We start from the raw sequence: 25,585 nt of genomic DNA, 5'->3' as shown, positions 1-25,585 counted from the left end.
TTAGCGGACGAGGAATACGTATAAGTTGTAGGTGGCTATATAGTAGGCGAAGACTAGGGAGACTATGCTCATTAACTTTATCAGGATGTTTATGGAAGGGCCTGCCGCGTCCTTCATGGGATCACCTACAGTATCTCCTATGACCGCCGCTTTATGGGCCTCGCTTCCTTTACCGCCGTGAGACCCGGCTTCTATGAATTTCTTGGCGTTATCCCACGTGTTTCCAACGTTGCCTTGGAATAGCCCCAGTAACAGGCCTGAGATCGTAGCGGCGAGCAACATGCCGGCCAGGCCATAAGGTCCTAGAATTAAGCCGACGGCGAGCGGGGTTACGATAGCTATTATGCCCGGCAGAACTAACCTCTTTATAGCGTAGGTCGTCACTATAGCTACAGCCCTCCCATAATCGGGCCTGTCCTTAAACTCAAGTATCCCCGGCTTTTCTCTAAATTGTCTCCTAATCTCTTCTATAAGGACGAAGGCTGAGTCACTGACCGCGAGAATTACTATCGAAGTGAATACAGCAGGCATCACCACCCCTATGAACATGCCTGAAATTAGGCCGGCGTCTAGGATTGTCAGCCGCTGGAAGAGCTCAGTTAACTTCACGCCTGTGTGGTGTTGGAGTACAGAGGCGTATGCGCCTATGAAGGCTAAGGCAGTTAGGGCGGCTGAGCCTATGGCAAATCCCTTACTCACTGACTTCATGGTGTTTCCAGCGGCGTCGAGTTTGTCTGTTATAGAACGCACCTCCTCGCCCAGTCCCGCTTGCTCGGCTATCCCCGCGGCATTGTCAGTTATAGGGCCGTACGCGTCAGCACTTACGACAACCCCCGTCAAGGACAGCATGCCCACAGCGGATAGGGCAACCCCGTAGATGCCAAGCCAGAACTCTTGCGTGTACAGCCATAGAATCAAAAACGATATCAGTGAGGCGACGGAGATCATAAGTGCTGGTATGAATGCACTTAGTAGACCGTAAGCAAAACCTGTTAGGATGGTTAAGGCCGGGCCGGCTTCAGACATCCTAGCGACTTTCCTGACGGGGGAGTATCTAGCATTAGTAAAGTAATCGCTCGTCAACCCTATCGTAACCCCTGCCACTAACCCGGCGACTATGACGACCCAGATTCTGAGCCCTAGCTCACCTCCTATCAACTGCGTCACCGCGAAGCCCGATGTAATAGCTATCAGGATGGAGGCAACTACGGTGGCCGAAGTTAGTGACTTCGAAGGATCGCCTCCCTCCTTAGTACGTACAACGAAGGACGACAATATAGAGGCCACAATTCCTGCAGCAGCAACGAGCAAGGGGATTAGAGCGAAGCTACCCCATGAGTAAGTCGCGAAACCCCTCAGTTGGGTGGATGCTATGATCATCGTTGAGATTATAGCACCTACGTACGACTCAAATAAATCAGCGCCCATCCCTGCCACATCGCCCACATTATCGCCCACATTATCGGCTATGACCCCGGGGTTCCTGGGGTCGTCCTCCGGTATACCAACCTCAACTTTACCGACTAGGTCGGACCCTATGTCAGCAGCCTTAGTGTAGATCCCGCCGCCCACTCTTGCGAAGAGAGCGACTGACGAAGCACCGAAGCTGTAACCTATTATGTCATTTATTGCTTCAACACCCTCGCCGTAAATCACGTACTGAATAACTATCAGTAGTAGTCCAATTCCTACAGTCATCAAACCCATTACTAGACCGCCGTTGAACGCTAGTCTGAGCGCTTTGTTAATTCCATTCTCTTTAGCAGCGTGGGTGGTGCGCACGTTAGAGTCTACAGCTACCCTCATGCCGACATAGCCGGCGATGACTGAGGAGAGCGCCCCTAGGACGTAACTGAAAGCCATTCTCAGAGAGCTGAACAGTGCCAAGAGAACCGCCAGCACCACGGCTATTACGAATATGACTGTGTATTGCTTTTTAAGGTAAGCTCTAGCGCCCTCCTTTATGTATTCATGTATCTCAATCATCTTGCCGGATCCGCTGGGCTCTCTAACTATCCTGTAGGACATTAATAACGCGTACACGATCGCAACTAACGCGATTATCAGGATAGCGGATTCCACATACATGATCTGCACCTGAACTCTACATAAGGGTTAACGCTTAAAAGCTTTATTTGGGTAGAGGTTCTGTAAACACTAGGGTAGTGAACGTGATGCTGCTGAGGTGGTGTTGAGGATTTGACTATCCAGAACACGTCAATCTACTCTAAGGTAGGACTGGACGAGGTCTTGGCTACAGCCATACTCTCAAACACCTTGACCAGCAAGGGGGTGCGGGTCTATGTTGAGTTCGTGCCACAGACGATCAAGACTCCTCTTAAGATAGTTAGAAGCTATGCAGTGGGTCTCACACCGTCCCAATTTATCAGCATATATAGCTCAACAGGTTTCCACATCCTTTCAGAGAAGAAACTTGGCATCGTAACTAAGTATGATGACTCAGGGAAGGGGGAGATCCTCATGAGCCTTTCTGAAACAACCACATTAACCCAGACAATCCTAGAATATATTCAAACATTGAACGCGGCAGTAGAGCTTCCGGAGCAACTGCTTAAAGATGTGACGTCATACACCTCCGGACGAGTAAATGACATGAGTAAGATAGGTAAGGCACTGGCTAAAGCAGTAAAAGTGAATTACAACTCGACCGACTTCCCTAACGTGCTCTACACATACTTCCTCAACGTGATACGTTCAAGATCCTATAAATTGAATCCCGAAGTGGAGAAGGAAGCTACTAAGTATGATGAAGCTCTAAAACTCATTGACGAAATTCTCAATAGTGAGAACGTGATCCGTTATGGACCGTTGAGGGTTGCAGTGGTCTCACGCGATTTCGATAAGCAGATTATAAAGGATAACTACTGGCTGTTAAAGCCGCTAACGCACGACATGTTGTCAAAATTGTGTAGGGAGGATGGAGTAGGCATGGTGGTTCTAGAGACAGAGCTGGGACACACTTTAAAGGTGTGTTTGGGCGTCAGAAGCGTCAGCTTCGTCAACATAATATCGTCACTGCCTAAGGAACTCTCCAGCGAACTCAGCGTATCCTTAAGAGGAAGTCACGTTATGATAAAGTTTAAGGACCCGTCGAAGAGCTCGTTAGACACTATGTTGAACGTGGTTGATATAATTGCCTCTAACATAGTATCTTTGTTAACCAAGCAGTAAGGTCTGGCAGGTCATTTTAATGAGGGCTCTAGTTACCGGTGGGGCGGGCTTCATAGGTTCCCACGTAGTTGATTACCTGGTTAGGGAGGGTTACGAGACATTCATAGTAGATAACCTGAGTTCAGGCACTACAAGGAACATAGAACATTTGCTAAAGGGTAACAAGGTCGGGTTCTTAACCAAGGACCTAAAGGTCCTTGACGAAGAACTGAAGGCAGCGTTCAGAGACGTCAATACGGTCTATCACTTTGCCGCGAACCCGGAGGTCAGGATCTCGACGACGGAACCGCGCGTTCATTTCGAGGAGAACGTCGTGGTCACTTTTAATGTCCTCGAGTGCTGTAGACTCGAGGATGTTGAGGAGCTGGTCTTCGCCAGCTCCTCCACAGTATACGGCGACGCCGACGTGTTCCCCACGCCGGAGAGTTACCCAACGAGACCTATATCTGTCTACGGCGCCTCGAAGCTCATGTCCGAGAACTTGATAATGACATATAGTGAGGTATATGGTCTGAAGGCGCTTATTCTCAGATTTGCCAACATAGTCGGTCCTAGGCAAACACACGGAGTTATAGTGGACTTTATCAAGAAGTTAAGAAGCAACCCTAAGACATTGGAGATACTGGGTGACGGAACTCAAAAGAAGTCCTACCTGCATGTTAAAGACCTAATTTCAGGCATGAATAAAGCATTAAAACACCTCAGGTCGTCGGGAAGAAGCCAGGAGGTCTACAACATAGGTAACGTCGACTGGATATCTGTCAGAGAGATAGCCGATTTAGTAGTCGAGGAGATGGGGTTAACTGAGGTCAAGTATACCTACAAACCAGCCACCCCTGACGGGAGAGGTTGGGTAGGCGATGTCAAGTTCATGCTACTTGATGCAAAAAAGTTGATGAACTTGGGTTGGTATCCTACCCTGACCTCTAGGGAAGCCCTGAGAGAGACTGTAAGGTGGATGCTGGGGAAGGACTGAAGCTGGTTTTATGGTTTTAAGGAGCCGATATCGCTGGACTTAACCAGTGAAATCGGTGTAGGCTTCACACCTAAATCGTGTGCTGGTTTTATGGTTTTAGGATACTGGAAACTCCATCCTGAAGAGCGGGGGTCACTAAAAGGGCGCTATGAAGTCATCGGGCTTCGGTGGTTCCGGCTTCAGGCCCTTTCTCTGTCTTATTTGAGCCACTATATCGAATAGCAGAGATTCAGGAACGGAAGCCCATTTACTGAATTCAGTGCCCCAGAACGCCCGACCTGCCGTCGCTGATCTTAAGTCATTAGCTAAGTCTAGGGATTCAGCCACAGGTATCTCTGCTATAACTCTTGAGACATCGCTGCTAAGGGTTATCACGTCCAGAACCTTACCTCTCTTCTTTGTGATGACGGAGATTGCGGAGCTCATTAAGTCCACAGGGACCCTAAGGTCTATCTTCTGTATAGGCTCTAGTAAAGTTGGTCTGGAGAGCAACATTCCTGCGTAGATCGGATTCCTAATGGCTGGGTATATCTGTGCAGGCCCCCTGTGGGCTGGATCTTCATGAACGACGGCGTCGTGGAGTATTACCTTCACTCCTCTAACTCTCTCCATTGCTAGAGGTCCTTCATTCATAGCTAGCCTGAACCCTTGTATCAAGGTGTCTTTAATCTCCCTCAGGTATTGGATGCCAGAGGTCTTGTCCACGAAGACGTTGATTCCCTCATCGATCGCCCATATCTTCTTTCCCTCATCATAATCCCAACCGGCCTGATCCCTTAAAATCCTGGCCATCTCCCTTGGATCCATATTCTCTGTTATCGCTCCTTGTTGGATGAGCGTGATGGTCTCCTCGTTGAGGGGTTCAACACTCACGTAGAACTTATTATGTTTGTTAGGGGACTTACCCTCAAGAATCTGAGAGGAGGTTCTTATGGCTTCCCTATAGACTATTATAGGTGGCGTCGTGTCGACCTCTATACCGTAATTCTCCTTAAGGAGTGTAAGTGTGATCTCGAGGTGTAGGGGTCCCATACCTGCCAGGAGATACTCTCCCGTCTCCTCATTTATCTTAACTATCAGGTTCGGGTCCTCTATCGCCATCTTTCTTAAAGCGTCTATGAGTTTCGTCAGGTCTTGGGTCTTCTTAGGCTCCACGGCCATGGTTACGACAGGCTCAGTCACGTACCTTAGCCTCTCGAAAGGAGCTGCTACGTCTTTGAACATCATATTAACCGCTGTCTCGCCAGCCCTGGCTCTGTCCAGACCTAGCACTGCACCTATGTTACCTGCAAACACGGACTCCACTTGCTCCCTAAAGGGTCCCATGTAGAGCGATACCTGAAGGACTTTCTGCGATGTCCTCGAATTAACTAGCCAGACTTCCTCACCGGATTTCAGAGTGCCCGACATCACTCTCCCGGTCGCTACAAAACCTGCGTGAGGATCGAGCCTCATGTCGTTGATCATGTAAACTATCGGTCCTTTCGGATCTGCCTCCATCATGGCCCTGCCTAACTCTGTGTTTATATCGCCCTTCCATATCTTCGGGATTCGGTATCTCTGTGCATCCCTCGGGTTAGGAACATGGGTAATGACCGCCTCAAGGAGCGTCTCATGCAACGGCGCTATCTTCTGGAATTCCTCTACAGCCTCTCTACCTTTCTCATAGGCTTTAATCAGATCCATCACGTTAACTCCTTTCCTCTGAGCGTGGGGTACTGTCAACCCGATTTTATCCTTGGCCGAGCCGAAAATCACTTGGCCTTTGGCAACGTCTAGAGTCCATTTATCCCTGAATTCAGGGTCAGCGTTCTCGACTATGAGTCTGTTGACTTCCTTTATTATATCTACGAATCTCTTCTGTATTTCTTGAGGGGAAAGCTTAAGTTCCTTTATTAGCCTGTCTATCTTATTGATAAAGAGAAGAGGCCTCACCCTCTCTTCGAGCGACTGCCTAAGCACCGTCTCAGTCTGCGTCATTACACCCTCGACAGCATCAACTACCACTATGGCGCCATCAAGCACACGTAAAGACCTTGTAACCCTGCCTGAGAAGTCGACGTGCCCCGGCGTGTCAATCAGGTTTATTACGTAGCCCCTTCCTCCCAGCTCGTGATACAAGCTGATGTTGGCGGCTTTAACTGTAACTCCCCTCTTCTGCTCCACGTCAAGGTAGTCGAGGGCCAGGGCCTCGCCAGCTACCTTAGCTGATATTATGCCTGCGGCCGCCAGCAGCACGTCTGAGGTGGTGGTCTTGCCGTGGTCGACGTGCGCTATTATACCTATGTTCCTTACATGTTCCAAGTCACTCATTATTCTCTGCACTTGCTCTACAGTCTTGTACCTAGGCATGCCTATTACCTACAAAACTAACTTTAAGGAAGTTATAAGCTTAACCATTTCTACAGCTGGAGATGCGTTACTGACCCTGCCTAGATTTATCGAGGAATTTCTCAAGCGATGGACTCGTCGAGTCTGAGGAACTCTCCTCAACGATCTTCTTAAGTAGTTTAACCCTCTCCTCAGTCATCCCCTCAACCCTAAGGAGTTCTACGGCCTGAGCGTTTATGACTGCCTTCAAACTGCCAAACTTACGTAGGAGTCTCTCAGCCAACGTAGGCCCTATTTTAGGGAAGGATGAAAGTATGTAGATCTGCCATGACTTAATGTCCTCGGTCTTTGGTTTCCTGACTTTTCTATAGGTTGGTAGTAGAGTAACTACCTTGCCTCCTGAGGCCTTCGCCTTACTCTTTTGAGTTCTCTCAGCCACATACTTTATTAGTTCAGCAGTATGGTGTGAATCCTTAGTATAGAGGATCGGGACATTGAAGGACAGGATCGCTGCGATGAGCGCTGCCTCAACGGACTTAGGGTTCTCGACGTACCTCCCGATATCCAGTATGTTGCCCTCTATAACTAGTAGGGGTTTACACCCCTCAACACTCTTCAACCTCTTTAACTGATTAAAGAACCTTCCTTCGTAGACGGATTTGACGAGGTCGTTCACCCTTTTCCTTTCAATGATTATTTCCTCGTCAATAGCGTAGTCACCTACCTCGAGAACCTTAAAGACTACAGTAACCCCCATGCCTGACAAGTGAACGGGCACGTCAGACGATCTTTCACGTTCGTCAACGTACACTTTAACCGTGACTTAACACCTCACCAGTGTCCTTAAATAAACCTCACCCTTACAATGAGCCCGCATACCCGACACCTAAACTCCGGTATTGTATACAGTAAAAATATGTGGTGCGGTCGAGCATGCAGGGCTTAAGAGCACTTCTCAATCCACCTGCCCTCCTCCAAAACCTCAAACCTCATGCCGGCCCTCGTGAAGTACTGTCTAACATTCTCCAGTATCCCCTCAGCGCATACTGAAGAAGAGACTACCACTCCGGCAGCGCCCTCATGCCCCCCACCAGAGCCCCCTAAGCTCTTCGCTATTTGCGTGGCGATATCTGAGGCTATTGGGGTCTTGAGCGTGTTTATCGCTCTCTGCGAAGCTCTTACGTATATTCTGGTCTCTCCAGACCGTTGGGATATTGCTATCGCTACATCCGCTCCAGCATTAATGACTGTTTTGAGTACTGAAGCCTCATACGCTCCTACACAGGTTATTGCTAACAACAGATCCTTGTTTAGTTCATAAATACCGATTCTTGAAATACCCTTAAGTACTGCCACCACCTCACTCCTCACTACCTCAGTACCGGTGAGCAGTGAGTACGCTTGGTTAAAGCACTCGGGACACATGCTAGTGAGGTGGTAAAGGGCTTTGAAGCTCGTCGGCTTAGCTAGCCTCAAGTTCTTTGTATCGTAAAGAATCCCGGATATGAGAAGGGTTACTAGGTTGTTGTACGGTGTTATATTCAAGCACTCCATCATTAAGGCGAGGAGCTCACTGGTTGAGGCCGCATCTCTAAAATGAATTGATAGTAACGCGTCACTCGTCAGTTCGTTAGACTCGTGATGGTCTATAACTATGTACCTGGCGAGCCCCTCCCCTCCAGGGCTCATGACCTGGTATCTGCTTGATGCGTCGACAAACACGTGGAGGTCGCACTGCCCTGTTAATGCGGAGCTTAACTCACGCTCCATGTTTAGGCTCATGACTAACCTGCTGGCCACCTTATTGAGTCCCTCGGGAAGGATCACGTATGTTGAGGGGTTGTGATGTGTTGATTGAATCACATGCTTGAGGGCTATGGCTGAAGCAACTGCGTCCGGATCTGCGTCCTTATGCGTGGAAATACATATGGATGTGCAGGCTCTCACCGCTTTAACCAGTTCGTGGGCCAGTTCCTTGAGTTTTTCCATACCTGCTAAGTAACTCATGCTCAAGCGTCTCCAAAGCATTATCAACTACCTGATCTAATAAGGACTCAAGCTCCAAGGTTAAGGGCTCGGGGGAAGTGATTTCCAAGTCTAAGGTCACGCTAATACAGTCCGATTTTACCTCAGCCGATATCAGGACATTATACTCCTCCCTACGCCCCGAGAGGCCCTCCAAGGAGCTTCTGATTTTCTCCTCAAATAGCGTTGCGATATTTTTTAACTCTAGACCGTCTATTCGGCTTATGTTAAGACCCAGCGACTTAACGTAATTCCTACTATCCGCCTTTCTCCTCGCCTGGGATCACCCTATATCTCTCAAGCTCCTTCTTCACAGCCTCGAATTGCTTGCGTAGCGACTCCTCAATCTTCTCAAAACTCTGGAGTCTTACCTCAAGCTCTTCCTTCTTTTCCTGAAGCTCTTTAATAGTAGCGTCCTTATCTACCTTAACGAAAACAAAGCCTGTATTCTTGTAGACAGTGGTTTCAGGCGTGACGTTCTGCAGAATACTTAACGCCCTTTCAATGTCCTTCAGCTCCGAGGAAATCACTGATTTCTGAGTTATTATTGACGCGAGCTGCGACTCTATTTGCTGGTACTTAACGACAGCCTGCTCGAGCTCCGGCGGTATTCTCTGAGCCATACCATCACCCTCACATACTTAGCAACACGCACCTTATAAAACTTACCCTGAGCCCGCCCTACACGGGATGTCGGCAGGGCCCGCCCAGCGTGGTTTAAAACCCGAAATGCGCCGGACGAACTGCGCCACTTCATGTACTCCCAGCGTCTTAAGCTTGGGAGGGTAGTGCAATCTCCAGGGCCTTAAGCGTTTCTATGAGCGAGCTGGTTAACTTAAGGGAGTTGACGACTGGAGGTATTAGAGCGCTCGCATCCTGGCTTCTGGCTATGAGTTTAAATCCGCATTCATCGCATTTTATCTGCAACGTAACCCCCTTCAGCGTTAGCTTTGCCTCAGGAGCAAGCGACTTACAGACAGCATTGCTGATCAGACACTCGTCCGGCTCAAAAACCATCTCCACCACTACCTCGTGAGCCGGGCTACTCAACATTTAGACACCTCACACCGATCATCCTCCGAGAGCCTCTCATTGACTCCACGTCCTACCTCACTAACGAATTAATAATTGGGAATCGGTGCTGCACTTTCATCCGCTTTAATTACCTTCAAAACCCTGAACATAGGCCCGCAGGGTCTTCCGGTGGACGTGCAGTAGAAGGACACGTTAACGTCATCACCGTTGCCTGCGATAATCAACTCTATCGCTTCAGTTGATGCGACCCTCTCTGAAGTCAGTTCGGGGTTGAAGATCTCCGTGAACACTTCATATACTTCGTGCAGGAGTCCTTGAAGCGTCGTCCTACTTGCATTTAGCAAGAGCTTGTCAACGTTAAACGGCGTTTGCGCTTCATGCACCTCCCTCAACAGTTTGAGGGAGCGTATCAAGACCACGTACCGCGTCTTCAGGGACGCTTGACCACTACCTGGGATTAGGTATTTCAACGCTGAGGGATTGCCCTTCCTCTCCATAACCATTAAAACGCCTCGAGAGTTTTGACGCTTAACCAGCAGAGCAAGATCCTTATAGGTAGCCTTACCCCTGTTGAATCTAAGGGAGTTGGGTACAACTCTTACCAGATCATTAACGAAAGACCTAGTCCTTCTCGAGGGCTCCCGTGAGGTGGTTATTATGAGGGTCGCCACACATCTCACTTACTGGGCGGTCTTAGAAGTCCCTACCTCAGTCTGGGGTACGTAGGCACCTCCAGCGAAAACGGTGCCGCACTTAGGGCACTGCCAGATCCCGACGGAAACTCTCTTCATAACCACTCTGGCCCTGCAGAAAGGGCATGGGACCTCACCGTACCTTCTACTCATGATTTCTCTCCATCTCTTCCTTAGCGAGGACCCGTATCTGGCACCGAACCTGCCCGAGATCCCTGAAACCTTCAACCGACCCACTGTGCATCCCCTCACAAAATACTGCCGAAGGTTTTAAGCGTTGTTGTCAGGCATGCCTTCCAACGGTTTTAAACCCTCTTGAATCGTGGTGGCGGGTTCTGCAGTCTCCACATGAGTCCCCTCACGAGGTTTTAGACACTCATTGATCTTAGCTATTAACTCGCTACCCTTCCTTAAGGCCAGGGATACTGCCCCCTCAATCTCCTGCTTAGTCAAATACCCGTCGCCAGTCTTCTGAAGCCCGGCTATTAGCCCATCCTCCCCCACACCGATTATTATTTTAGACGATATTACGCTCTCCTCCTCAAGGGTTGGATCCACTATTAGTGAATCACCTAACTTGCCTATGGTGACTGTGACCGCTTTCCTCAATATGGGCAGAGGCCCCGAAGCTACGGTCTTATCAACGTGGATGGACTCGCCCTCGCCCAACACATGTTGAGGTATCTTAGCCGTCAAAAGGGCGGCTAAGACGGCTATCGACGAGGCGTCAACGAGGTTCCCTCCATGATCTAGGACGTAGATGTCTATCCACACAACCCAGACCTTCCTTCCAGGTATCACGGCCAGTTTACTAGTATCTATTACTCCATACTCTCTAAGAACCCTATCTATCACTCTAGCCAGTTCGATTGCGTTCTCATCCGGCGGCCCAGGCTCAAAGGCAGGCGATGCCGTAGGCACGAACTCTGCGGAAACCACCAACACCCCCTCATCCGGGGTGTCTGGGTATGGGGATCCTAACTCCAGCTTGACTCCGACCAGAACCTGCGTATCACCGAGCCTTACCAGGGCGGAGCCCTCAGCCTTAGGCAGGTAGTTAGTGACTATTTCCAGCCTCCTGAAGTCCTCCAGAGCCCTTTCATCAGATCTAACCCCCTTCTTGGCAAGCGCTGCGAGGGTCTCTGCTTTAAGTTTAGATATTATTACATCCGGTGAAGTCGGCGATACAGACATTTCTACTCCACCCTAACTAAATACTTATTACGTAGTGTCTCCTTCTGGAGCCTATACACCTCGTTTATGCCTTTAAACGCTAGGTTAAGCGCTTCGCTAAACTCGGAGGGCGACAGCACGCCGTTCAACTGGAGCAATGTTATCGCGTTGATGGATGGCGCCATCGCCACCGGCATGTCAGCCTCACCGTAGTTGTCCTCGACCTGATCCACGTCTAAAATTAGGTGCCCGTCAACCTTGCCAACCGCTACTGCCGCCACTAAATCCTTCATCGGTATTCCTGCGTCGGCGAGGGCTAGGGACGCTGCGTTGAGTGCGGCTGTCCTAGTCCCACCGTCCGCACTGATGATCTCTATAAATATATCTATTGACGTTCTCGGAAATAACTCGCTCATGACCACGGGCTCAAGGGCTTCCCTTATGACCTTGGACAGTTCTATTTCCCTCCTTGAAGGTGCTGGATTCTTTCTCTCGTCTGTGGAGAACGAGGCCATGTGATACCTGCACCTGAGTACTGCTCTGTGGGGCAAGACCATATACCTCTGCGGTGGTTCCCGAGGCCCGTAGACCGCGGCTATCGCTCTGGTCTTGCCGAATTCCACGTAGGCAGAACCGCTTGCGTTGCTGAGGACCCCAACCTCCATTTTGGCCGGCCTGAGCTCGTCAGGCCTTCTTCCATCATGACGCAAGCCATTCTCGTCGATGAGCTTAGGTCTTTCGCTCTTCAGCACCTGTCAAACCCCTCCTAACTTTCTCCACCATAATAAATTCTTTTATGCGGTCCGTCAGGCCGGATATGTGGGCTTCATTCTCAACCTTCCTGATGGCTCTCACCGCTATGTCTTCATGTTGTTTGTTCTCACACTTGACCAGCACCCTACCGTTATTGCCTATGATTAGCTTACAACCGGTCTCCGACTCTATCAGGGATTGCATGGAGCCCTTCTTGCCGATGAGTCTCGGGACTTTGACTGGATTTATATCTACGAGAGCCCCTCCAGTGGCCTTCCCGAATTCCTTGCCTTTAGTGGATATAACTGGATCCCGTGCTCTATCAAACACCTCGACCTTACCCACTACCACGTCTCCCACGTCAAGTATGTCCTTCAGGTTATCCTTGGCAGGGTTGATCGGCCTGCCGAGAAAATCAACTGCATGAAGAACTCCTGGGAACGGTGCCTTTATGTCAAGCTCCCAGCCTGTGAGTCCGATGTCGCTAACTATGCCTATGACTACGTCCCCGACCTTAGGGTAGTAGAAGCCCTCAAGCGGTATGACCCTGACACTCTTCTCCTGAGCGTTGAGCTCGAGGAAACCTACTACGGATGAGTAGTAGGCAGTGCCGACCTTATACACTGTTGTCGGCGTCAATACCTTGAAGTCCCCTTCCGCCAGCTTGTCGCCAGGCGTTACGAGGACCCTCTCAACCTTCTGCTCCGGTGGACTGCTCACCTCACATCACCTTCACGCTTAACTCCACATCACCCTTAGTTACTCTGTTAATAGAGTCTATAACCTCGTTCTGCATCCCGGCAGGTATCTCCACCTCCATGTAGAGTGCGCCGTCGCTTAGCCACCTCTCATTTTTAACCTCACCCAGCTTCTTCAGCTCGCTGTAGGCTCTTCCGGCGATCGCGGGCGGTACCTTGATGGTTATCAGAGCTTTAGCGACCTTAATTGGGAGCACCCTAACAAGCTCTTTAACTATTTTTGAGGCCTGCTCCTCCACAGTCTTGTAGAGGTCCACGGAGATCCTTGCCTCATCCATGGCCTTCTCAATACGTTGGGGCGGGATAGGGGTCTTTGTCTTCGGATCTACTACCGACTTAGCTATGTAGCTGACTATCAGCCTCTTTTTCTGCTCTATGAGCCTTCTCCTCTGATCTGTGGTCAGCTGGAGTTCCCCCTTCTTAAGTATAGTGTCAGCAACTACCCTCACGTCAGTCGTTCCGAACGCCCTGATCAGGTCCTGCGGCGATGCCTTATCGCCCTTCTTAACATTCTTGTAGACTATGTCACCTACCAGAACCTCCGCGACGTCCCCTAGTTCCCCCTCCTTATATTTGAGGGCCTTCTCCGGGTTGACCAGAATCTCAAATCTCGAGCCGCTCTTCTCCAGTCGGGCTATCACGTACTCCTTACTCACTTATTCACACCTGTCTTCGAGATGAAGTCAGAAGTCTCGTCGTAGGTAAGCTTCCTGAAGACACCGTCCTCCAACGTCACAATCCCTATCTCAATCAGTTCGGGTGTCAAGCCCTCCTCTGAAGCGGATCTAAGCGCTTTAAGCGCCAGCTCTACAGAGTCCTCCCTCTTTAGATCCTTCCTGTAGTTCTTCTCAAGGTATTCCATAGCTGGCTGCTCCCCGGAACCTACTGCCAGGGCTAGGTATGCGAAATAATAGCCGTTTATCTCGGTTTTGTAGACGTGGATCCCCTTCTTATCCTTACCGACGAATATCAGTGAGACTCCGAAGGGTCTCACGCCTGCGTGTTGTGTGTACAATTGTTTCACATCGCATACTGATTTAACAACGTACTCGACGTCAGCTGGTTCATCGTATATGAATCTGTAGTTGAGAGCCTCCTTCCTTGCGTAGTCTATTAGAATCCTGCCGTCAGCGGCGAGACCTGCGAAAGAGGCCCCCATATGAGAATCCACTAAGAAGATCTTAGCTATTGAGTTCATGTCTATTAGTGTTGAGATCTTCCTCTTCTCAGCTACTAGAACGCCTACACTATCAGTCCTGAGAGCTACTGTAGTCCAGCCCTTTCTGACGTTCTCCGCAGCATACTCCACTTGATAGAGCTTGCCATCGGGAGAAAATACCGTTATCGCCCTATCATACCCGAGTGCCGGCGGACCGAAAGCCATTCTCCTCAACCCCTTAAATGATTAAGCACGCGAAAGAATATAAACTTAAGTCTAACGCCGGTTTTTGATATGGAGGTAACGAGGGTTGGGTCGTTGGACTACGACTTTACGTAGCTCCAGAGTTGTTGTGGTAGGCGCTGGGGGTGGTGGGGACGTCGTTTCAGCCTACGTCTTCTGTAAGGTGCTTGAGGACGTTGTGGGTACGCGTGAGTGCCTCCCTGCGGGAGTCCTGTGGGAGAGATGGGTAGTTGACCCATACCCCGGGCCCGTGCCTAGAGCCAGCCTCAGGAACGCCAGGCTGGATAAATGTGTGTGGGTTGGCAAGGACACTTACGTCGTGCGTGGTGAGTATGCGTTCAGACCTCACACAGCGTACGTCGCTGAGGTGCTTGGAACAGAGATCCCTGCAGTCACTTTAGAGCACGGTGTTGAGGGGGTCTACAGATGCTTCAGCGAGTTAAGTGATGGGGCTCTGCTGATAGACCTGGACGTAGGCGGTGACATACTTGCTGAGGGGTGGGAGGAGGATCTATGGTCACCGCTCGCAGACGCGATCACGTTAGCAGCTACTGAAAGAACAGGGGGCTTGGTAGGTATTGCGGCACCAGGCGCTGACGGCGAGTTGCCTCAGGAGGTAGTGCTTCAAAGGATAGGTGAAGTACTGCGGGCTGGTGGCTACGTCGGGGCGCTGGGTCTGTGGGATCATCACAGAAGCCTCTACGAAGCTATAATAGATCGTGTAAAGACCGAGGCAAGTAAGGCGCCTTTCCTAGCGCTTAAGGGCGACGTAGGGGCTAAGCCGATAAGAGGCGGTAGTAGGGTGATGAACGTTAACGTAGCCACCCTAATGACGTTCTTGCTGAGGAGTGAAGAGGTAATCAAACTAAACAAGCTGGCTCAGGGGATTAGGTACACGAGATCGCTTGCCGAGACATGGGCTGAGGCAAGGAGGCTAGGAATACCCACCGAGCTAGACCTCGAGGTCATGGTAACCAAGAAATATGGGGTGGGGCCAGGAACCACACCCGAGTGGAACGCTCTCAGGGCGGCTGTGAGAGCCCAACGCTTAAAAACCTCTTTAGACAGTATGAAGAATGGGGGGACAGAGTAGCGGGGTGGGGTAGCCAGGTTAGCCCGCGGGGCTCATAAAGCCCCGGTGGACCACTCAAGTCCCCCCACCAGGAGTATTTCTGCGATCACTACCAACCTTATTTGATTGCCTGAGGGAGTTTACGAGCTATTAAGCTAATATTTCCAGCAATGTCCTCTGACCATTATTGCGGTAAGGCACTCTGTGGGGGGCCGATGGATCTTTACCTACCAAGAAACGATAATGTTTATAAGGGGCGAGGGGTATAGTAGTATATTGGGTCTACCGGGGTAATGGGAGACCCCGAGGTCGGTGGTTCAAATCCACCCCCCGCTACCACTTCTCCTCCGGTTAAGCATGATGACCTTGTAAGTTAATATTTCAGTTAAGCTAGATGTCTTTGGGGTATTGCTTTGGGTCTTGGAGGCTTGTTTATAGGTCCGGCTGGAATTCCTTTGGCTGCTAAGGGTTCAGGGGTTGTTGAGGGTGTTAGGAAGGTCAGGGAGTTGGGTTTAAGTGCGATGGAGATAGAGTTCGTGAGGGGTGTCTGGCTTAAAGGCGGGGACGCCTCCACACTCAAGGATGTAGCGCGAGGGGTGGGTGTTGTGCTAACGGTTCACGCGCCTTACTACATCAACCTTCTATCTAAAGAGGAGGGTACTGTGAAAGCTTCTACAGAGAGAATCCTTAACTCGGCTAGGGTAGGGCACTTGGCTGGGGCTTGGTCCGTCGTGTTCCATCCGGGCTACTACGGTAAGTTGAGTTCGGAGAAGGCCGTTGAAGTTGTGAGGAAGAGGCTCAGGGAAATTGCTGCTGAGCTGGTTGATGAGGGCATTAGAATATGGGTTAGACCTGAAACTATGGGTGGTTTGGCCGAGTTTGGATCTCTTGAGGAGGTAGTGGCTGTTGTGGAGGGTGTTGACATGGCTAACGTAGCCTTGGATTTCGCGCACCTCTACGCCAGAAGTAGAGGCATGTTCAACAGGGTGGATGATTTCGCCAGGGCTTTGGAGTTCGTGGAATCGAGGCTGGGTAGTGACGCGTTAAGAAGCATGCACATACATCTCTCAGGCATCGAGTATGGTGAAAGGGGGGAGAGGAAGCACGTGGACTTCAAGGATTCAGCCTTCAACTGGGCTGGAGTCCTGCACGCTTTACGGGACTACGGCGCTGAGGGAGTCATTATATGTGAGTCACCAAGTCTGGAAATAGATGCGCAACTGCTTCAGGGGAAGCTACGGGAATTGCAGGGGCGGTGATGAGGGTGTGAAGGCCTCGGGCCGTACTCTGAATTTATTAAATTTTCTGTAACTTAGTTAATGTTTTGGTGAGTGGGGATAGTTGAGTGTGAGGAGGCCGAGGTGAAAGTGCTTGGTAAGTCAGTCTTCATTAAAACCAAGTCGGGAGCCACTGCTTTCATACCTATCGACCAGATCTGCGTTGCGTTAGACAAGTTCAGGATATGTTACCCCAAGGACTCGAAGTTAAAGTGCGGCTGAACCAAAACTTGAAGGGAGCGAGATAGGAGATTGGACTAGCTTGCTAGAGTCAAACCTGCGATCACCGCCAACGCTATTGAGATAGGGGTCATTAGAGCGATCAGCAGTGTTGCAAAATCTGATTCCAGCTTGTGCACTTTCGCTATTACCACCGTGCTGACGGCCGGGGACATGACGCTCTGAATCATTAACCCCGGGAAAAACGCTGAGAGTGACTGCTTAAACGATGCCGCGAACACGTATAACGTTAATGCTGCAATGGGTGATATGACGTACTTTATGGTGAATGGGAGAAGCAGCCTTCCTAGCGATCTCTTAAGGTAATCTAACCTGAGCCTGGCTAGCTGGCCGCCTATTATTAGGAATGAACTATAGTTCGTGTAGCTAAGCAACGTGAACGCTGTGTCCAGCTTCAGGCCGAGACCGGGTTCTGTCAATCTGAGGGCTAAGGCAATTATAAAGGCCATTAGATGCGGCAACGACTTGAGGTAGTTACTTAAGTTTCCACCACCGCCCCTCATTCTTCCTGTCTTAATGGTGACGAAGAAAATGAAGGGGGCCAAGTATATGTTGAAAGCTATGAAGTAAGGCAATACGGTCGTGGGGCTCCCCGTACATCAGCGTCGCCAACGGTATAGCTAAAAACACGGAGTTCGCGAGAACCAACGAAGTAGTCATCGTAAGACGTGTTACCATATCCTTAATGACGAACCTAGTTCCACAGTATGACACGACAAATGTGATGCTCATGTGAATAAGTGAAACGCAAAGCATTATGAGAAAGTCTTCAACGCTGCTGATCCTCACTATGGAGAGAAATATAATCCCAGGCAACGTTATGTAGAACAGGAAGTTATTGACGAGTGAAAGCACTCTACTAACTCCACCCAATGCCAAAACATAACCTGCTATTATCAGTAACATAATCATCAAAGACTCTAGTACCTTCCATCACCCGAAATGCGATAGCAACAGTGCTGGAATATAAGCTTTACTTTCAATATGAGTCTCGCGAGATAACCGGGGTCAATCACAGCAACTCAAAGACGAACCCACCGGGATTTGAACCCCGGGATCTCCGGCTCCGCAGGCTCGAACACGTACGTCCTGAAGTTCCATGGAAATATGCTTAATATATGAACATACTTTATATTGTGATATTACCTTAACATATCATATACTACTACTTCATTGATTGGAGCTCGACATTTTTCTATGGAAAGTCCATGAAGTTTTTAAATTCCTTTCATATATCCTCTTTTCCTAGGTGATTCAACATAGATCTTTCAGTCTTTTCTTATTGCTTCGTATAGTATCCAGCAACGACCGGAACGCCGCACGCCATCTTTCAGTCTTTTCTTATTGCTTCTAAAGAATGACGCCGAACGAGACGCGCCTGCCGAACTGCTTCTCATACATCTTTCAGTCTTTTCTTATTGCTTCAGAAACGTTGTTCTTCCCGAGAACCGCTACGGCGAAGTCAGTCCGTCTTTCAGTCTTTTCTTATTGCTTCAGCGCATCATGGCGTTCCTAGACACGATGCTCAGTCTGCCGACGGGGGCGGTGGTGTCGGGCTTCAGGACGGACGGCAAACTTTATTTCATTATAGGCGGCTCGGGCATCATATCGTTGATCATCTTTCAGTCTTTTCTTATTGCTTCACGCGTCCGTCGGAATGTAGACCGATGCTCCTGAGCTGAGCGCTGTGTAGAGCTTTCAGTCTTTTCTTATTGCTTCAGCTCCGGCATGTTGTTCCTGTTTGCAGCAGGCTCGCTTTCAGTCTTTTCTTATTGCTTCGAAAAAAGAGCGAATTAGTGCCCGCTGACGCAGAACTTTCAGTCTTTTCTTATTGCTTCGTGCTCGAGGCAGTCGTTCATCAACACCTCGTCCGCGACGCCGTCCGGAATGAATGATCTTTCAGTCTTTTCTTATTGCTTCTCCGTTGGATAAGATAATTGAGAAGTGGAGGAGTAGAGCACTTTCAGTCTTTTCTTATTGCTTCCCTCATACCCTATCCCATTTGCTTTGCACATTGATTCGAGGCCCGCGTCGTAGCCTTTCAGTCTTTTCTTATTGCTTCCCTATGGGGGTAATAAGTTTGAATTCAGTGGTCCCAGTAATCCCAGTTCTCTTTCAGTCTTTTCTTATTGCTTCGCTCATCAGCTCTTACCCTCCATTGATACGCTGAATGTGAATGATGGTGATGTACCTTTCAGTCTTTTCTTATTGCTTCTCTGTTCCGAGGACAGAGCTTGAAGCACAGCTACGCGGTGTTGGTAAGAGCTTTCAGTCTTTTCTTATTGCTTCCTTTGACGGACTCTTGACGATTGTGGATAAGTACTTCTTTCAGTCTTTTCTTATTGCTTCATCGTCATATGTTTGCTCGTCCTGCCGAAGCCCGTCGGAATGAACGGACTCTTTCAGTCTTTTCTTATTGCTTCTGTAAACTTACAGTAAACCAGCCCATACAAACAGAGAGCTACATACAAACAACTTTCTTTCAGTCTTTTCTTATTGCTTCTGGTGGGACCCTCGTGTTTGTCTCTACATGGGCGGACACGTGCACGACCTGGGGTCGTCTTTCAGTCTTTTCTTATTGCTTCAGGCATTTCTTATCACGTCGAATATACCTCCGACAGCCCCGTCGAAGTACTTTCAGTCTTTTCTTATTGCTTCACACGTTGTTAGCGGTGTCTATCGAGTCCCAGTGTAGCCAGAGGACCAGTCCACCTTTCAGTCTTTTCTTATTGCTTCGCGTCCAATTCTTGTACGCTAGTCTCTTTTTATACGCCGCGTTGGCCTCTTTCTTTCAGTCTTTTCTTATTGCTTCTCTATAGTAATAGACGCAAACACTGGTGAGCGTCTGGAGCCACTACAGAAAATCCTTTCAGTCTTTTCTTATTGCTTCGTTATTCTTATTGTGAAGTTGTTTTTATTCTTGAATATGTATAGTGTCCAGTCTTTCAGTCTTTTCTTATTGCTTCGCTCGGCGCCTGTCCGTTCAACACTCAGTCGGAATGCATCTATTATCCGTGGATCGCTTTCAGTCTTTTCTTATTGCTTCGCAATATATGCCTTCAGGCGAGGGATAATCAATGAGTCCGAGCTTTATACTTTCAGTCTTTTCTTATTGCTTCACTATCACGTCCTTCACGACTCCTGAACTCATGCACTCACCTCAAGAAATGCTTTCAGTCTTTTCTTATTGCTTCTATTCTTATGTTGTCCAATATTTTTCGGGATAGTAATGTATTGTATTGTGTCTTTCAGTCTTTTCTTATTGCTTCCTGTCATTGTTTTGTGCTGGTTGTTTATAAATTTTTGTTGATCGATTCCGGAAAATCCATCAAGCCTCCTTAGGAACCGGATGGTGTTGCAAGCGTGATGTGTCCAAAGCCTGTTGCTCTTGATGTTCCCGTTCCTAGTGTGAGGATTGTTGAAAGGGTTTCTTCCAGAAGTGACCCTATGTTTATATGTTTTGCGTGTTGGTTGTAGTAGTATTCATTAAGGAAGAGGTTTACATAACCTGTAAGTGTGGGTATGGGGTTCTTGTCTTTGCTGTATCTTACCCACGTAATCTTTGTTGTCTTGTGAGTAGAGTACGGCTCATTGAGTAGTCTATGTAGGATGATGAGTGTTCTGATGAATGATTTCCACCTAAGAGCACCGGTGAGGTACAGGTTTATGTAAACTGGTGTGGAGAAGATGTTTATGGGTGTTGGGGTTAGTGATTTATGCTTGCCTCTCCTGAGCGGGTCTCTTAGAAGTGTGGGGGAAGAGAACACTATCTTCATCTTTTTTAGTCTACTAAGATCCGAGACTACTTTCTTGATATCTCTCACCACATCTATCTCTTCTACGGAGATGAGCTCTATATCAAGAACTTGAGCCTTAAAGCGATGGTGTCCGGATAGATTAAGTAGAGCTTGATACACGTCATCCGAGGTTGGACTGTATATGGCATTAGATTCGACTAGCCCTATATAGAAGCTATATCTCGCCATTTCATTATTGCTGTCATCTCTGTATACGTAGATGCACTTTACCTGCTTTCTTCCATCGATTACTCTCTCAACGTAGAGGGGGGAAACGTGGACCAATTTAGGAGCGCTTCCAGACATCTTCTCAAAGAACTGCCTTAACAGGGGATTACCGTCTATGATTAAAGACTTCACGAGCTTACCCGTAAATACTTCCTCTAAATCTCTTAGTTTCTTTGAATGCTTTTCAGCACTCCTTCCAATTGTAACAGTAGCCTTGAACAGACGTCTCTCCATTCTCTCATCACTCTCCCTTCTTCTCTATTTCAAGAGCTTCGCAAACAAGGCGTCCGAGATCAGTAAGCGTGAGAGTATCACCATCAACTATTATGAGTCCCTTCCCAGTTAGGTTTTTAATTACCTTGTACACCATTGATTCAGAGATCCCAGTCTCGCGTGAAACGCTCTCAACGAGATGACTTCTCTTCATAGTTCTTTTTTCGTAGAGAACCCTTAATACGGCGGCATCCTTAGAAGTAATAGATATTCGGAAAACCTCAGTGGGTAGAGCAACATCGTACAGTCCGTCCTCACGCATCAAGTGAATCCTGGCTCTGATGCCCGAGAGACTGCTGTACAGTAATACGGCGGTCAGCACCTCAAATATAATTAGCCTCATTCCCCCGGCGAGTAATGCTATAACCTCTCCTGCTGGGTGCTCTCTTAAAGCCCTAAGCACTATAGTAGCGTCTTCGTAGAAATTCATCCCTGAAACTGCAACGTCTACTACCTTAACTCCCGTCTTAACAACCAAGTCTTTAACAGTCTCAACAGCTTTCTCAACCTTTCTAACCTCGAACTCACCACCGCTCTTAGAATAAACTAACATAATAACGTCATCTACGTTTACGCCGATCTTCAGCAACCCCCTGATCGAGAGTTTCTCATCAAAGCCGACAGTGATGGCGAAGAGCCTCATAGTTTTACGCCCTAATTCTCTCCCTCATTCTAATGTATATCTTTAAACAAGATTTATAAACTTTCATTCCAAATCTTATTTTGGTGTAAAGATTGGAGAGTTTCATTTTAGAGCTGAGAGAAGCCATTGCGAGTGACATCACGAAGCTCATCCCAAATAAGATAGAAACTGGTGTATACGGTTATGCACTTCCTTGCAATCCTAAATCATATCTTATTTCAGGTCTTCAGCACTTCTTCGGCGCAGCCTTCATAGCGGCTAGACTAGCAGAGTTCTCCGAGATGAGCGAGTACGAACAGGCAACAGCTTTTCTAGCTGGTCTCCTACACGATTACGAAAAGATGAGGCTAAGTCTTCAGATTCTTAAGGAAAAAGCAGACGAGGTCTTTGCTAATGAGAGACTATACGATGTTTTAGACGGGTATCTCGGTGGGCGCTTTGACGATGCTCTGGAGGTAGCTTCGAAGCTGGAGAGCGGTGGGCTCCCGAGAAGACTTCAAGTTATTGCCGAGTTCGTTAGGCTCGGGGACTACCTAACCGGTGGGGAAGAGAGCTGGAACATAGCGTATGTTATGGATAAAGTCGGAGAGACGCTGAGTAAGCTTGGCGTGAAGCACCACCTAGTCCCTGTGGTTATAGGTAAGCAGAGACCTATTATCGCGATAGTTGCTGAAAAACTTAATGAAATACTTATGGAGGCCGAGCTCACACCGCTGGTCTCTACTCCGACAGGTTCTCTGTACTTATCTAGAAGTTGCATCGGAGGCGACGATATTAAGAAACTATACGACGGTCTAGCTAACTACATTTCTAACGAAGTTACAAAAGCGCTAGCACCGACCACCACCAGTAAGCCTAAGGTTGCAAGCCTAAGGTCTGTTGATGGCATCGTTCACGCTGGTGATAAGAAGCTGAACACCGGCCGGGTTATAAGTTCATTACCAAACCTACGTCAGCTCAGCATCAGCGATATAGAAGAGACCTTCAGAACCTATACCACACCAGCAGACAAGGTACTGTTAGTTATATGGTCGGTGCTCACCTATGCGAAAACACTCGGTAGCGTAAAAGAGAACCTTCGAGAAGCTCTCAGCGAACTTGAGCTGGGGTTCATCAGAGGTAAAGACGTTCAAGAAGTAATCAAAAACCTCTCCAACCACCTCAATGAGTTCGGTTCTCAAGACTTAAGCAACTTGGTAGAGAGGACTAAGGATAAGCTGGTTAAGAGGATGCTGTCAGCAGAAGTTGACGTTAGCGATGTGAAAGAAGTGGTTGAGAAAACAATTAGCATCAGGTACTTCGGTATAACAGGAAGTGCCCAGAAGAGACCTAAAGAGGGAGCGGTATGTGTTATCTGTCGAGAGAGGGTTTCGAAAACAAGAACCCTGCGAGCATACCTTGATAGATTCAAGCGTATTCTGGATATAAACGTCTCCGAGCTATTCCACCCAGACAGACAGGGTAGACCAGATGACTACAGAGCCTTAGAGGGTTTCTCGGACAGCGTGCCCATCTGTCCAGTGTGCGAGTACGAATCAATAATCTTTCCAGCTACAACATCCTTCTTTGACGGCATGTGGGCATCAAACATAATCTACTACCCGGCTATGAGCACGGACCTGCTGCAGATAGTCAGAGAGGTCGCCAGAGAATACGTGGTTCTTGGACTGAAGAGAAAGAAAAAGGAAGAGACAAAACCTTTGGTTATACCAGACTACGTCTCCAGCAGAATAATAGTTAAGACATCGGATGAGCGTGGACGCCTTGGAAAAGGCGACCTGCTAACAGCACTAGACCTCTGGTACTACATTGGCGGGAGTCTCGTACTGACGACCAATGCTCTGAGCATGCCACCACCCTGGAGCGGTCTACCCATAGAGATGGAGGTTAGCGACGTCGTTATGGAGGAGTCCGTACTCCACTTCGTACGAGAGCTGAAGATAGCTAGGGAGAGAAACGAGTGGAGCAGGACAAGGAGGTTGAGGAGAATACTATATGAGCAACTGAGGACGTACGTCATGAACCTAGATGAGGCAGAGGTAAAGATAGGTAAGACCAGGTTCACGAAGAGTGGGCTCATAACCACTGGTGCCCCGGCTCTGGACGTTTATTCGTACATGCTTAGGAAGCTCATGTGAAGCAATAAGAAAAGGGGTGGGATGGTATGTCCGTGCCCCAACCCCAAACCCAGTCCAGGATAAGACTACAGATCTACCCAAGCGAGATGAGGTACGTAAAGCCGCTGGAGACTATAGCTAACTACATCAGGAGTAAGACCAGGGGGGAGAGAGTGTCAAGACACCACATAGCAAGGATATTCAACCCCCTAGAGGAGTTCCTAGCGGGCTCCGGCGGTAAGGCAGATACTGTTGCCAAGATAATGGACTTGTTCGCGAGGCACTACGGGTTCGCCGACGAGCAGGAGAGAAATACGGTAAAGGAAGCGGCCATAAACTTGGTTGACTACGTAGCAATGCAGAAGTCGATAAACCCGGTCGGAGCCTTCAAAATGCTGAAAAACATGCGGATTCTACTGATAGGACTTGCGACTGGGCTACTTTCAAGCGTCTCCATTGAACCGCTTGAGAAGAAATCCTAAAAGAGGTGAAATCAATGTCCCAGACCCAACCCCAAGTCAAATCCCCATACGAGAACTCTATCAAAAAACTTAGGGAAGTGTTAGGGGACGACAACTTCAAGAAAATAGAACCATACCTACACACATACACGGGGGGAACAGAATCAGTAAAGCCCGTTGCAAAGCATATAACGATATACTGGATCGGGAGAGTAGAGGACAGGATGATACTGAGGACGGAAGGAGAAGACGACATAATCCTGAGCGAAGCAGCCGGCGAGGCTGTTCCAACACTCATTTTCAGGAAGCTGAAGGCTGTGTACCTAAGGGAGTTCATGCAGCTACTGAGAAGACAGTGGGAGTTACATAATAGCGTCATCAAGGCGGCTATAGGCGATCAAAACTACGACTTCCTAGCATCCTGCTCTATATCACCAGGCCTAGCCGGCGAAGGAAAAGGCGTAATGCACGGCAGGTGCATGAAGTGTCCAACTGACGTATTGATGGGTGCTACGAGTGCTGCCGCCAACTACAACCTAGCCAGCAGGTTTGTCGGAGATTCGGCATATGCATTAACTCCCAGCTACGAGAGAAGGACGGGGAACGCCGTAGACGAGATTACCTACACAACGATAATGATTAAAGAAGGTCAGAAAGCAGAGGGAGAGGAGGCGAGAACAGGCGCCCTGTTCGCCGAGACCTTCGTAGAGCCCGGCACACTCTTCGTAGGTAAAGTAGTGTTGTTCATGTCATCACCAGTAGAATTACTGTACGTCCTTTGGCTCCTGACGAGAACTATTAGAGTAGGAGCGAGGACATCTTTATGGGGGACACTCAAGGTCGTACCCGTAGCCACCGTAGCCGACCTATTTGAAGTCGGCTCAGCCTACGAAGCCACCGAGAGGTTGGCAGGCGAAGCAAACGAGGCAGAGGCTCGGAGGAAGCTCCTAGAATACGTAAGAAGTGTATCGTACGCCACCGGAGCAGGAGTCGTTGAGGTAACCGAGGATATCCTAGCTAAGCTGAAGAACGTAAACATACTTGACGCTAACCTAGTAAAAGAGCTCTGGACAAACTCCAGGAACTATATAGACGCCGTAAAGAGCTACATCACCGCCAAGTAACCTAGGATAAGAAGGG

General features: G+C 48.7%; 24 protein-coding genes, 1 tRNA gene and 2 CRISPR repeat arrays. Of the genes, 9 read left to right on the top strand and 16 right to left on the bottom strand.

Annotation, left to right across the window (positions count from 1 at the left end):
- A complete protein-coding gene (locus tag QW772_03285) occupies positions 1-2,088 on the bottom strand; it encodes a sodium-translocating pyrophosphatase (GenBank protein MEM0037926.1) in 2,088 nt (695 codons plus the stop codon).
- A 111-nt stretch (positions 2,089-2,199) separates the two neighbouring features.
- On the opposite strand from QW772_03285, the gene QW772_03280 reads away from it, so the two are divergent.
- Positions 2,200-3,192: a hypothetical protein gene (locus QW772_03280; GenBank protein ID MEM0037925.1), complete on the top strand. Its 993-nt coding sequence runs from the start codon at positions 2,200-2,202 to the stop codon at positions 3,190-3,192.
- A gap of 19 nt (positions 3,193-3,211) precedes the next feature.
- The gene (locus tag QW772_03275; GenBank protein MEM0037924.1) at positions 3,212-4,168 is read left to right on the top strand and encodes an NAD-dependent epimerase/dehydratase family protein; all 957 of its coding nucleotides are present in this window, start codon (positions 3,212-3,214) and stop codon (positions 4,166-4,168) included.
- Positions 4,169-4,303: 135 nt separating this feature from the next.
- Here the strand turns inward: QW772_03275 and QW772_03270 are convergent, their stop codons facing one another.
- The 12 genes from QW772_03270 to psmA form a co-directional block, all read right to left on the bottom strand.
- A complete protein-coding gene (locus tag QW772_03270; GenBank protein ID MEM0037923.1) occupies positions 4,304-6,520 on the bottom strand; it encodes an elongation factor EF-2 in 2,217 nt (738 codons plus the stop codon).
- A 67-nt stretch (positions 6,521-6,587) separates the two neighbouring features.
- Entirely contained in the window at positions 6,588-7,310 is a 723-nt protein-coding gene (locus QW772_03265) for an ERCC4 domain-containing protein (protein ID MEM0037922.1), read from the bottom strand.
- A gap of 131 nt (positions 7,311-7,441) precedes the next feature.
- Positions 7,442-8,527, bottom strand: coding sequence for a DHH family phosphoesterase (locus tag QW772_03260; GenBank protein MEM0037921.1), 1,086 nt, complete (start codon positions 8,525-8,527; stop codon positions 7,442-7,444).
- 254 nt (positions 8,528-8,781) lie between these two features.
- Complete coding sequence (locus QW772_03255; GenBank protein ID MEM0037920.1) at positions 8,782-9,147, bottom strand: prefoldin subunit beta; 366 nt, start codon at positions 9,145-9,147, stop codon at positions 8,782-8,784.
- A 148-nt stretch (positions 9,148-9,295) separates the two neighbouring features.
- Positions 9,296-9,577, bottom strand: coding sequence for a hypothetical protein (locus tag QW772_03250; GenBank protein MEM0037919.1), 282 nt, complete (start codon positions 9,575-9,577; stop codon positions 9,296-9,298).
- A 68-nt stretch (positions 9,578-9,645) separates the two neighbouring features.
- On the bottom strand, positions 9,646-10,230 hold the full coding sequence (locus QW772_03245; GenBank protein MEM0037918.1) for a hypothetical protein: 585 nt from the start codon (positions 10,228-10,230) through the stop codon (positions 9,646-9,648).
- Positions 10,231-10,239: 9 nt separating this feature from the next.
- Positions 10,240-10,488, bottom strand: a complete 249-nt coding sequence (locus tag QW772_03240) for a 50S ribosomal protein L37ae (GenBank protein ID MEM0037917.1) — start codon at positions 10,486-10,488, stop codon at positions 10,240-10,242.
- 33 nt (positions 10,489-10,521) lie between these two features.
- Positions 10,522-11,445: an exosome complex protein Rrp42 gene (rrp42, locus tag QW772_03235; protein MEM0037916.1), complete on the bottom strand. Its 924-nt coding sequence runs from the start codon at positions 11,443-11,445 to the stop codon at positions 10,522-10,524.
- Positions 11,446-11,447: 2 nt separating this feature from the next.
- Positions 11,448-12,173: an exosome complex exonuclease Rrp41 gene (gene rrp41 / locus QW772_03230; protein MEM0037915.1), complete on the bottom strand. Its 726-nt coding sequence runs from the start codon at positions 12,171-12,173 to the stop codon at positions 11,448-11,450.
- On the bottom strand, positions 12,154-12,897 hold the full coding sequence (gene rrp4 / locus QW772_03225; GenBank protein ID MEM0037914.1) for an exosome complex RNA-binding protein Rrp4: 744 nt from the start codon (positions 12,895-12,897) through the stop codon (positions 12,154-12,156). Before rrp4 ends, rrp41 begins: the two co-directional genes overlap by 20 nt.
- 1 nt (position 12,898) lies before the next feature.
- Entirely contained in the window at positions 12,899-13,591 is a 693-nt protein-coding gene (locus tag QW772_03220; GenBank protein ID MEM0037913.1) for a ribosome assembly factor SBDS, read from the bottom strand.
- The gene (gene psmA, locus QW772_03215) at positions 13,588-14,319 is read right to left on the bottom strand and encodes an archaeal proteasome endopeptidase complex subunit alpha (protein MEM0037912.1); all 732 of its coding nucleotides are present in this window, start codon (positions 14,317-14,319) and stop codon (positions 13,588-13,590) included. Before psmA ends, QW772_03220 begins: the two co-directional genes overlap by 4 nt.
- A gap of 85 nt (positions 14,320-14,404) precedes the next feature.
- Here psmA and QW772_03210 point away from each other — a divergent pair, with 85 nt between their 5' ends.
- The 4 genes from QW772_03210 to QW772_03195 all read left to right on the top strand — a co-directional run bounded on the left by QW772_03210 (position 14,405) and on the right by QW772_03195 (position 16,908).
- Positions 14,405-15,430 (top strand): DUF1152 domain-containing protein, encoded by a 1,026-nt coding sequence (locus tag QW772_03210; protein MEM0037911.1) that lies wholly within the window; start codon positions 14,405-14,407, stop codon positions 15,428-15,430.
- Positions 15,429-15,748: transfer RNA gene (locus QW772_03205), tRNA-Met, on the top strand. The genes QW772_03210 and QW772_03205 overlap by 2 nt, the downstream gene beginning before the upstream one ends.
- A gap of 74 nt (positions 15,749-15,822) precedes the next feature.
- A complete protein-coding gene (locus tag QW772_03200; GenBank protein MEM0037910.1) occupies positions 15,823-16,668 on the top strand; it encodes a TIM barrel protein in 846 nt (281 codons plus the stop codon).
- 72 nt (positions 16,669-16,740) lie between these two features.
- Complete coding sequence (locus QW772_03195; GenBank protein ID MEM0037909.1) at positions 16,741-16,908, top strand: hypothetical protein; 168 nt, start codon at positions 16,741-16,743, stop codon at positions 16,906-16,908.
- A 35-nt stretch (positions 16,909-16,943) separates the two neighbouring features.
- On the opposite strand, the gene QW772_03190 is transcribed toward QW772_03195, so the two are convergent.
- The 3 genes from QW772_03190 to csa3 form a co-directional block, all read right to left on the bottom strand.
- Positions 16,944-17,501 carry a hypothetical protein gene (locus tag QW772_03190; protein ID MEM0037908.1) on the bottom strand — a complete coding sequence of 186 codons (558 nt, stop codon included), beginning with the start codon at positions 17,499-17,501 and terminating at the stop codon, positions 16,944-16,946.
- A gap of 687 nt (positions 17,502-18,188) precedes the next feature.
- A CRISPR array of direct repeats spans positions 18,189-18,421; the repeat unit is 27 nt; unit sequence CATCTTTCAGTCTTTTCTTATTGCTTC.
- Positions 18,422-18,886: 465 nt separating this feature from the next.
- Positions 18,887-20,195: a CRISPR direct-repeat array (repeat unit 24 nt; unit sequence CTTTCAGTCTTTTCTTATTGCTTC).
- 69 nt (positions 20,196-20,264) lie between these two features.
- The gene (cas6, locus tag QW772_03185; protein ID MEM0037907.1) at positions 20,265-21,185 is read right to left on the bottom strand and encodes a CRISPR system precrRNA processing endoribonuclease RAMP protein Cas6; all 921 of its coding nucleotides are present in this window, start codon (positions 21,183-21,185) and stop codon (positions 20,265-20,267) included.
- Between the two features lie 7 nt (positions 21,186-21,192).
- The gene (gene csa3, locus QW772_03180; protein ID MEM0037906.1) at positions 21,193-21,867 is read right to left on the bottom strand and encodes a CRISPR-associated CARF protein Csa3; all 675 of its coding nucleotides are present in this window, start codon (positions 21,865-21,867) and stop codon (positions 21,193-21,195) included.
- A 92-nt stretch (positions 21,868-21,959) separates the two neighbouring features.
- Here csa3 and QW772_03175 point away from each other — a divergent pair, with 92 nt between their 5' ends.
- From QW772_03175 to cas7d, 3 genes are read left to right on the top strand one after another with little or no spacing between them, the layout of a single operon-like run.
- Complete coding sequence (locus QW772_03175; GenBank protein MEM0037905.1) at positions 21,960-24,005, top strand: HD domain-containing protein; 2,046 nt, start codon at positions 21,960-21,962, stop codon at positions 24,003-24,005.
- Positions 24,006-24,031: 26 nt separating this feature from the next.
- Positions 24,032-24,466 (top strand): hypothetical protein, encoded by a 435-nt coding sequence (locus QW772_03170; GenBank protein ID MEM0037904.1) that lies wholly within the window; start codon positions 24,032-24,034, stop codon positions 24,464-24,466.
- Positions 24,467-24,480: 14 nt separating this feature from the next.
- Positions 24,481-25,569 carry a type I-D CRISPR-associated protein Cas7/Csc2 gene (cas7d, locus tag QW772_03165; GenBank protein MEM0037903.1) on the top strand — a complete coding sequence of 363 codons (1,089 nt, stop codon included), beginning with the start codon at positions 24,481-24,483 and terminating at the stop codon, positions 25,567-25,569.
- The last annotated feature ends 16 nt before the right edge of the window (positions 25,570-25,585 follow it).

Origin of the sequence: Zestosphaera sp., from assembly GCA_038727705.1 — an archaeon.
Taxonomy (GTDB): Archaea; Thermoproteota; Thermoprotei_A; order Sulfolobales; family NBVN01; genus Zestomicrobium.
The sequence above is the reverse complement of the archived record's forward strand: the minus strand, read 5'-3'. Positions and strand labels throughout refer to the sequence as shown.

What these genes read in the sequence shown, in the direction of transcription:
- QW772_03285 (MEM0037926.1), bottom strand. Translation starts at nt 2,088, where the DNA reads ATGTATGTGGAATCCGCTATCCTGATAATCGCGTTAGTTGCGATCGTG.
- QW772_03250 (MEM0037919.1), bottom strand. Translation starts at nt 9,577, where the DNA reads ATGTTGAGTAGCCCGGCTCACGAGGTAGTGGTGGAGATGGTTTTTGAG.
- psmA (MEM0037912.1), bottom strand. Translation starts at nt 14,319, where the DNA reads ATGGCTTTCGGTCCGCCGGCACTCGGGTATGATAGGGCGATAACGGTA.
- QW772_03170 (MEM0037904.1), top strand. Translation starts at nt 24,032, where the DNA reads ATGTCCGTGCCCCAACCCCAAACCCAGTCCAGGATAAGACTACAGATC.
- QW772_03270 (MEM0037923.1), bottom strand. Translation starts at nt 6,520, where the DNA reads ATGCCTAGGTACAAGACTGTAGAGCAAGTGCAGAGAATAATGAGTGAC.
- QW772_03260 (MEM0037921.1), bottom strand. Translation starts at nt 8,527, where the DNA reads ATGCTTTGGAGACGCTTGAGCATGAGTTACTTAGCAGGTATGGAAAAA.
- QW772_03275 (MEM0037924.1), top strand. Translation starts at nt 3,212, where the DNA reads ATGAGGGCTCTAGTTACCGGTGGGGCGGGCTTCATAGGTTCCCACGTA.
- QW772_03255 (MEM0037920.1), bottom strand. Translation starts at nt 9,147, where the DNA reads ATGGCTCAGAGAATACCGCCGGAGCTCGAGCAGGCTGTCGTTAAGTAC.
- cas7d (MEM0037903.1), top strand. Translation starts at nt 24,481, where the DNA reads ATGTCCCAGACCCAACCCCAAGTCAAATCCCCATACGAGAACTCTATC.
- cas6 (MEM0037907.1), bottom strand. Translation starts at nt 21,185, where the DNA reads ATGGAGAGACGTCTGTTCAAGGCTACTGTTACAATTGGAAGGAGTGCT.
- csa3 (MEM0037906.1), bottom strand. Translation starts at nt 21,867, where the DNA reads ATGAGGCTCTTCGCCATCACTGTCGGCTTTGATGAGAAACTCTCGATC.
- rrp42 (MEM0037916.1), bottom strand. Translation starts at nt 11,445, where the DNA reads ATGTCTGTATCGCCGACTTCACCGGATGTAATAATATCTAAACTTAAA.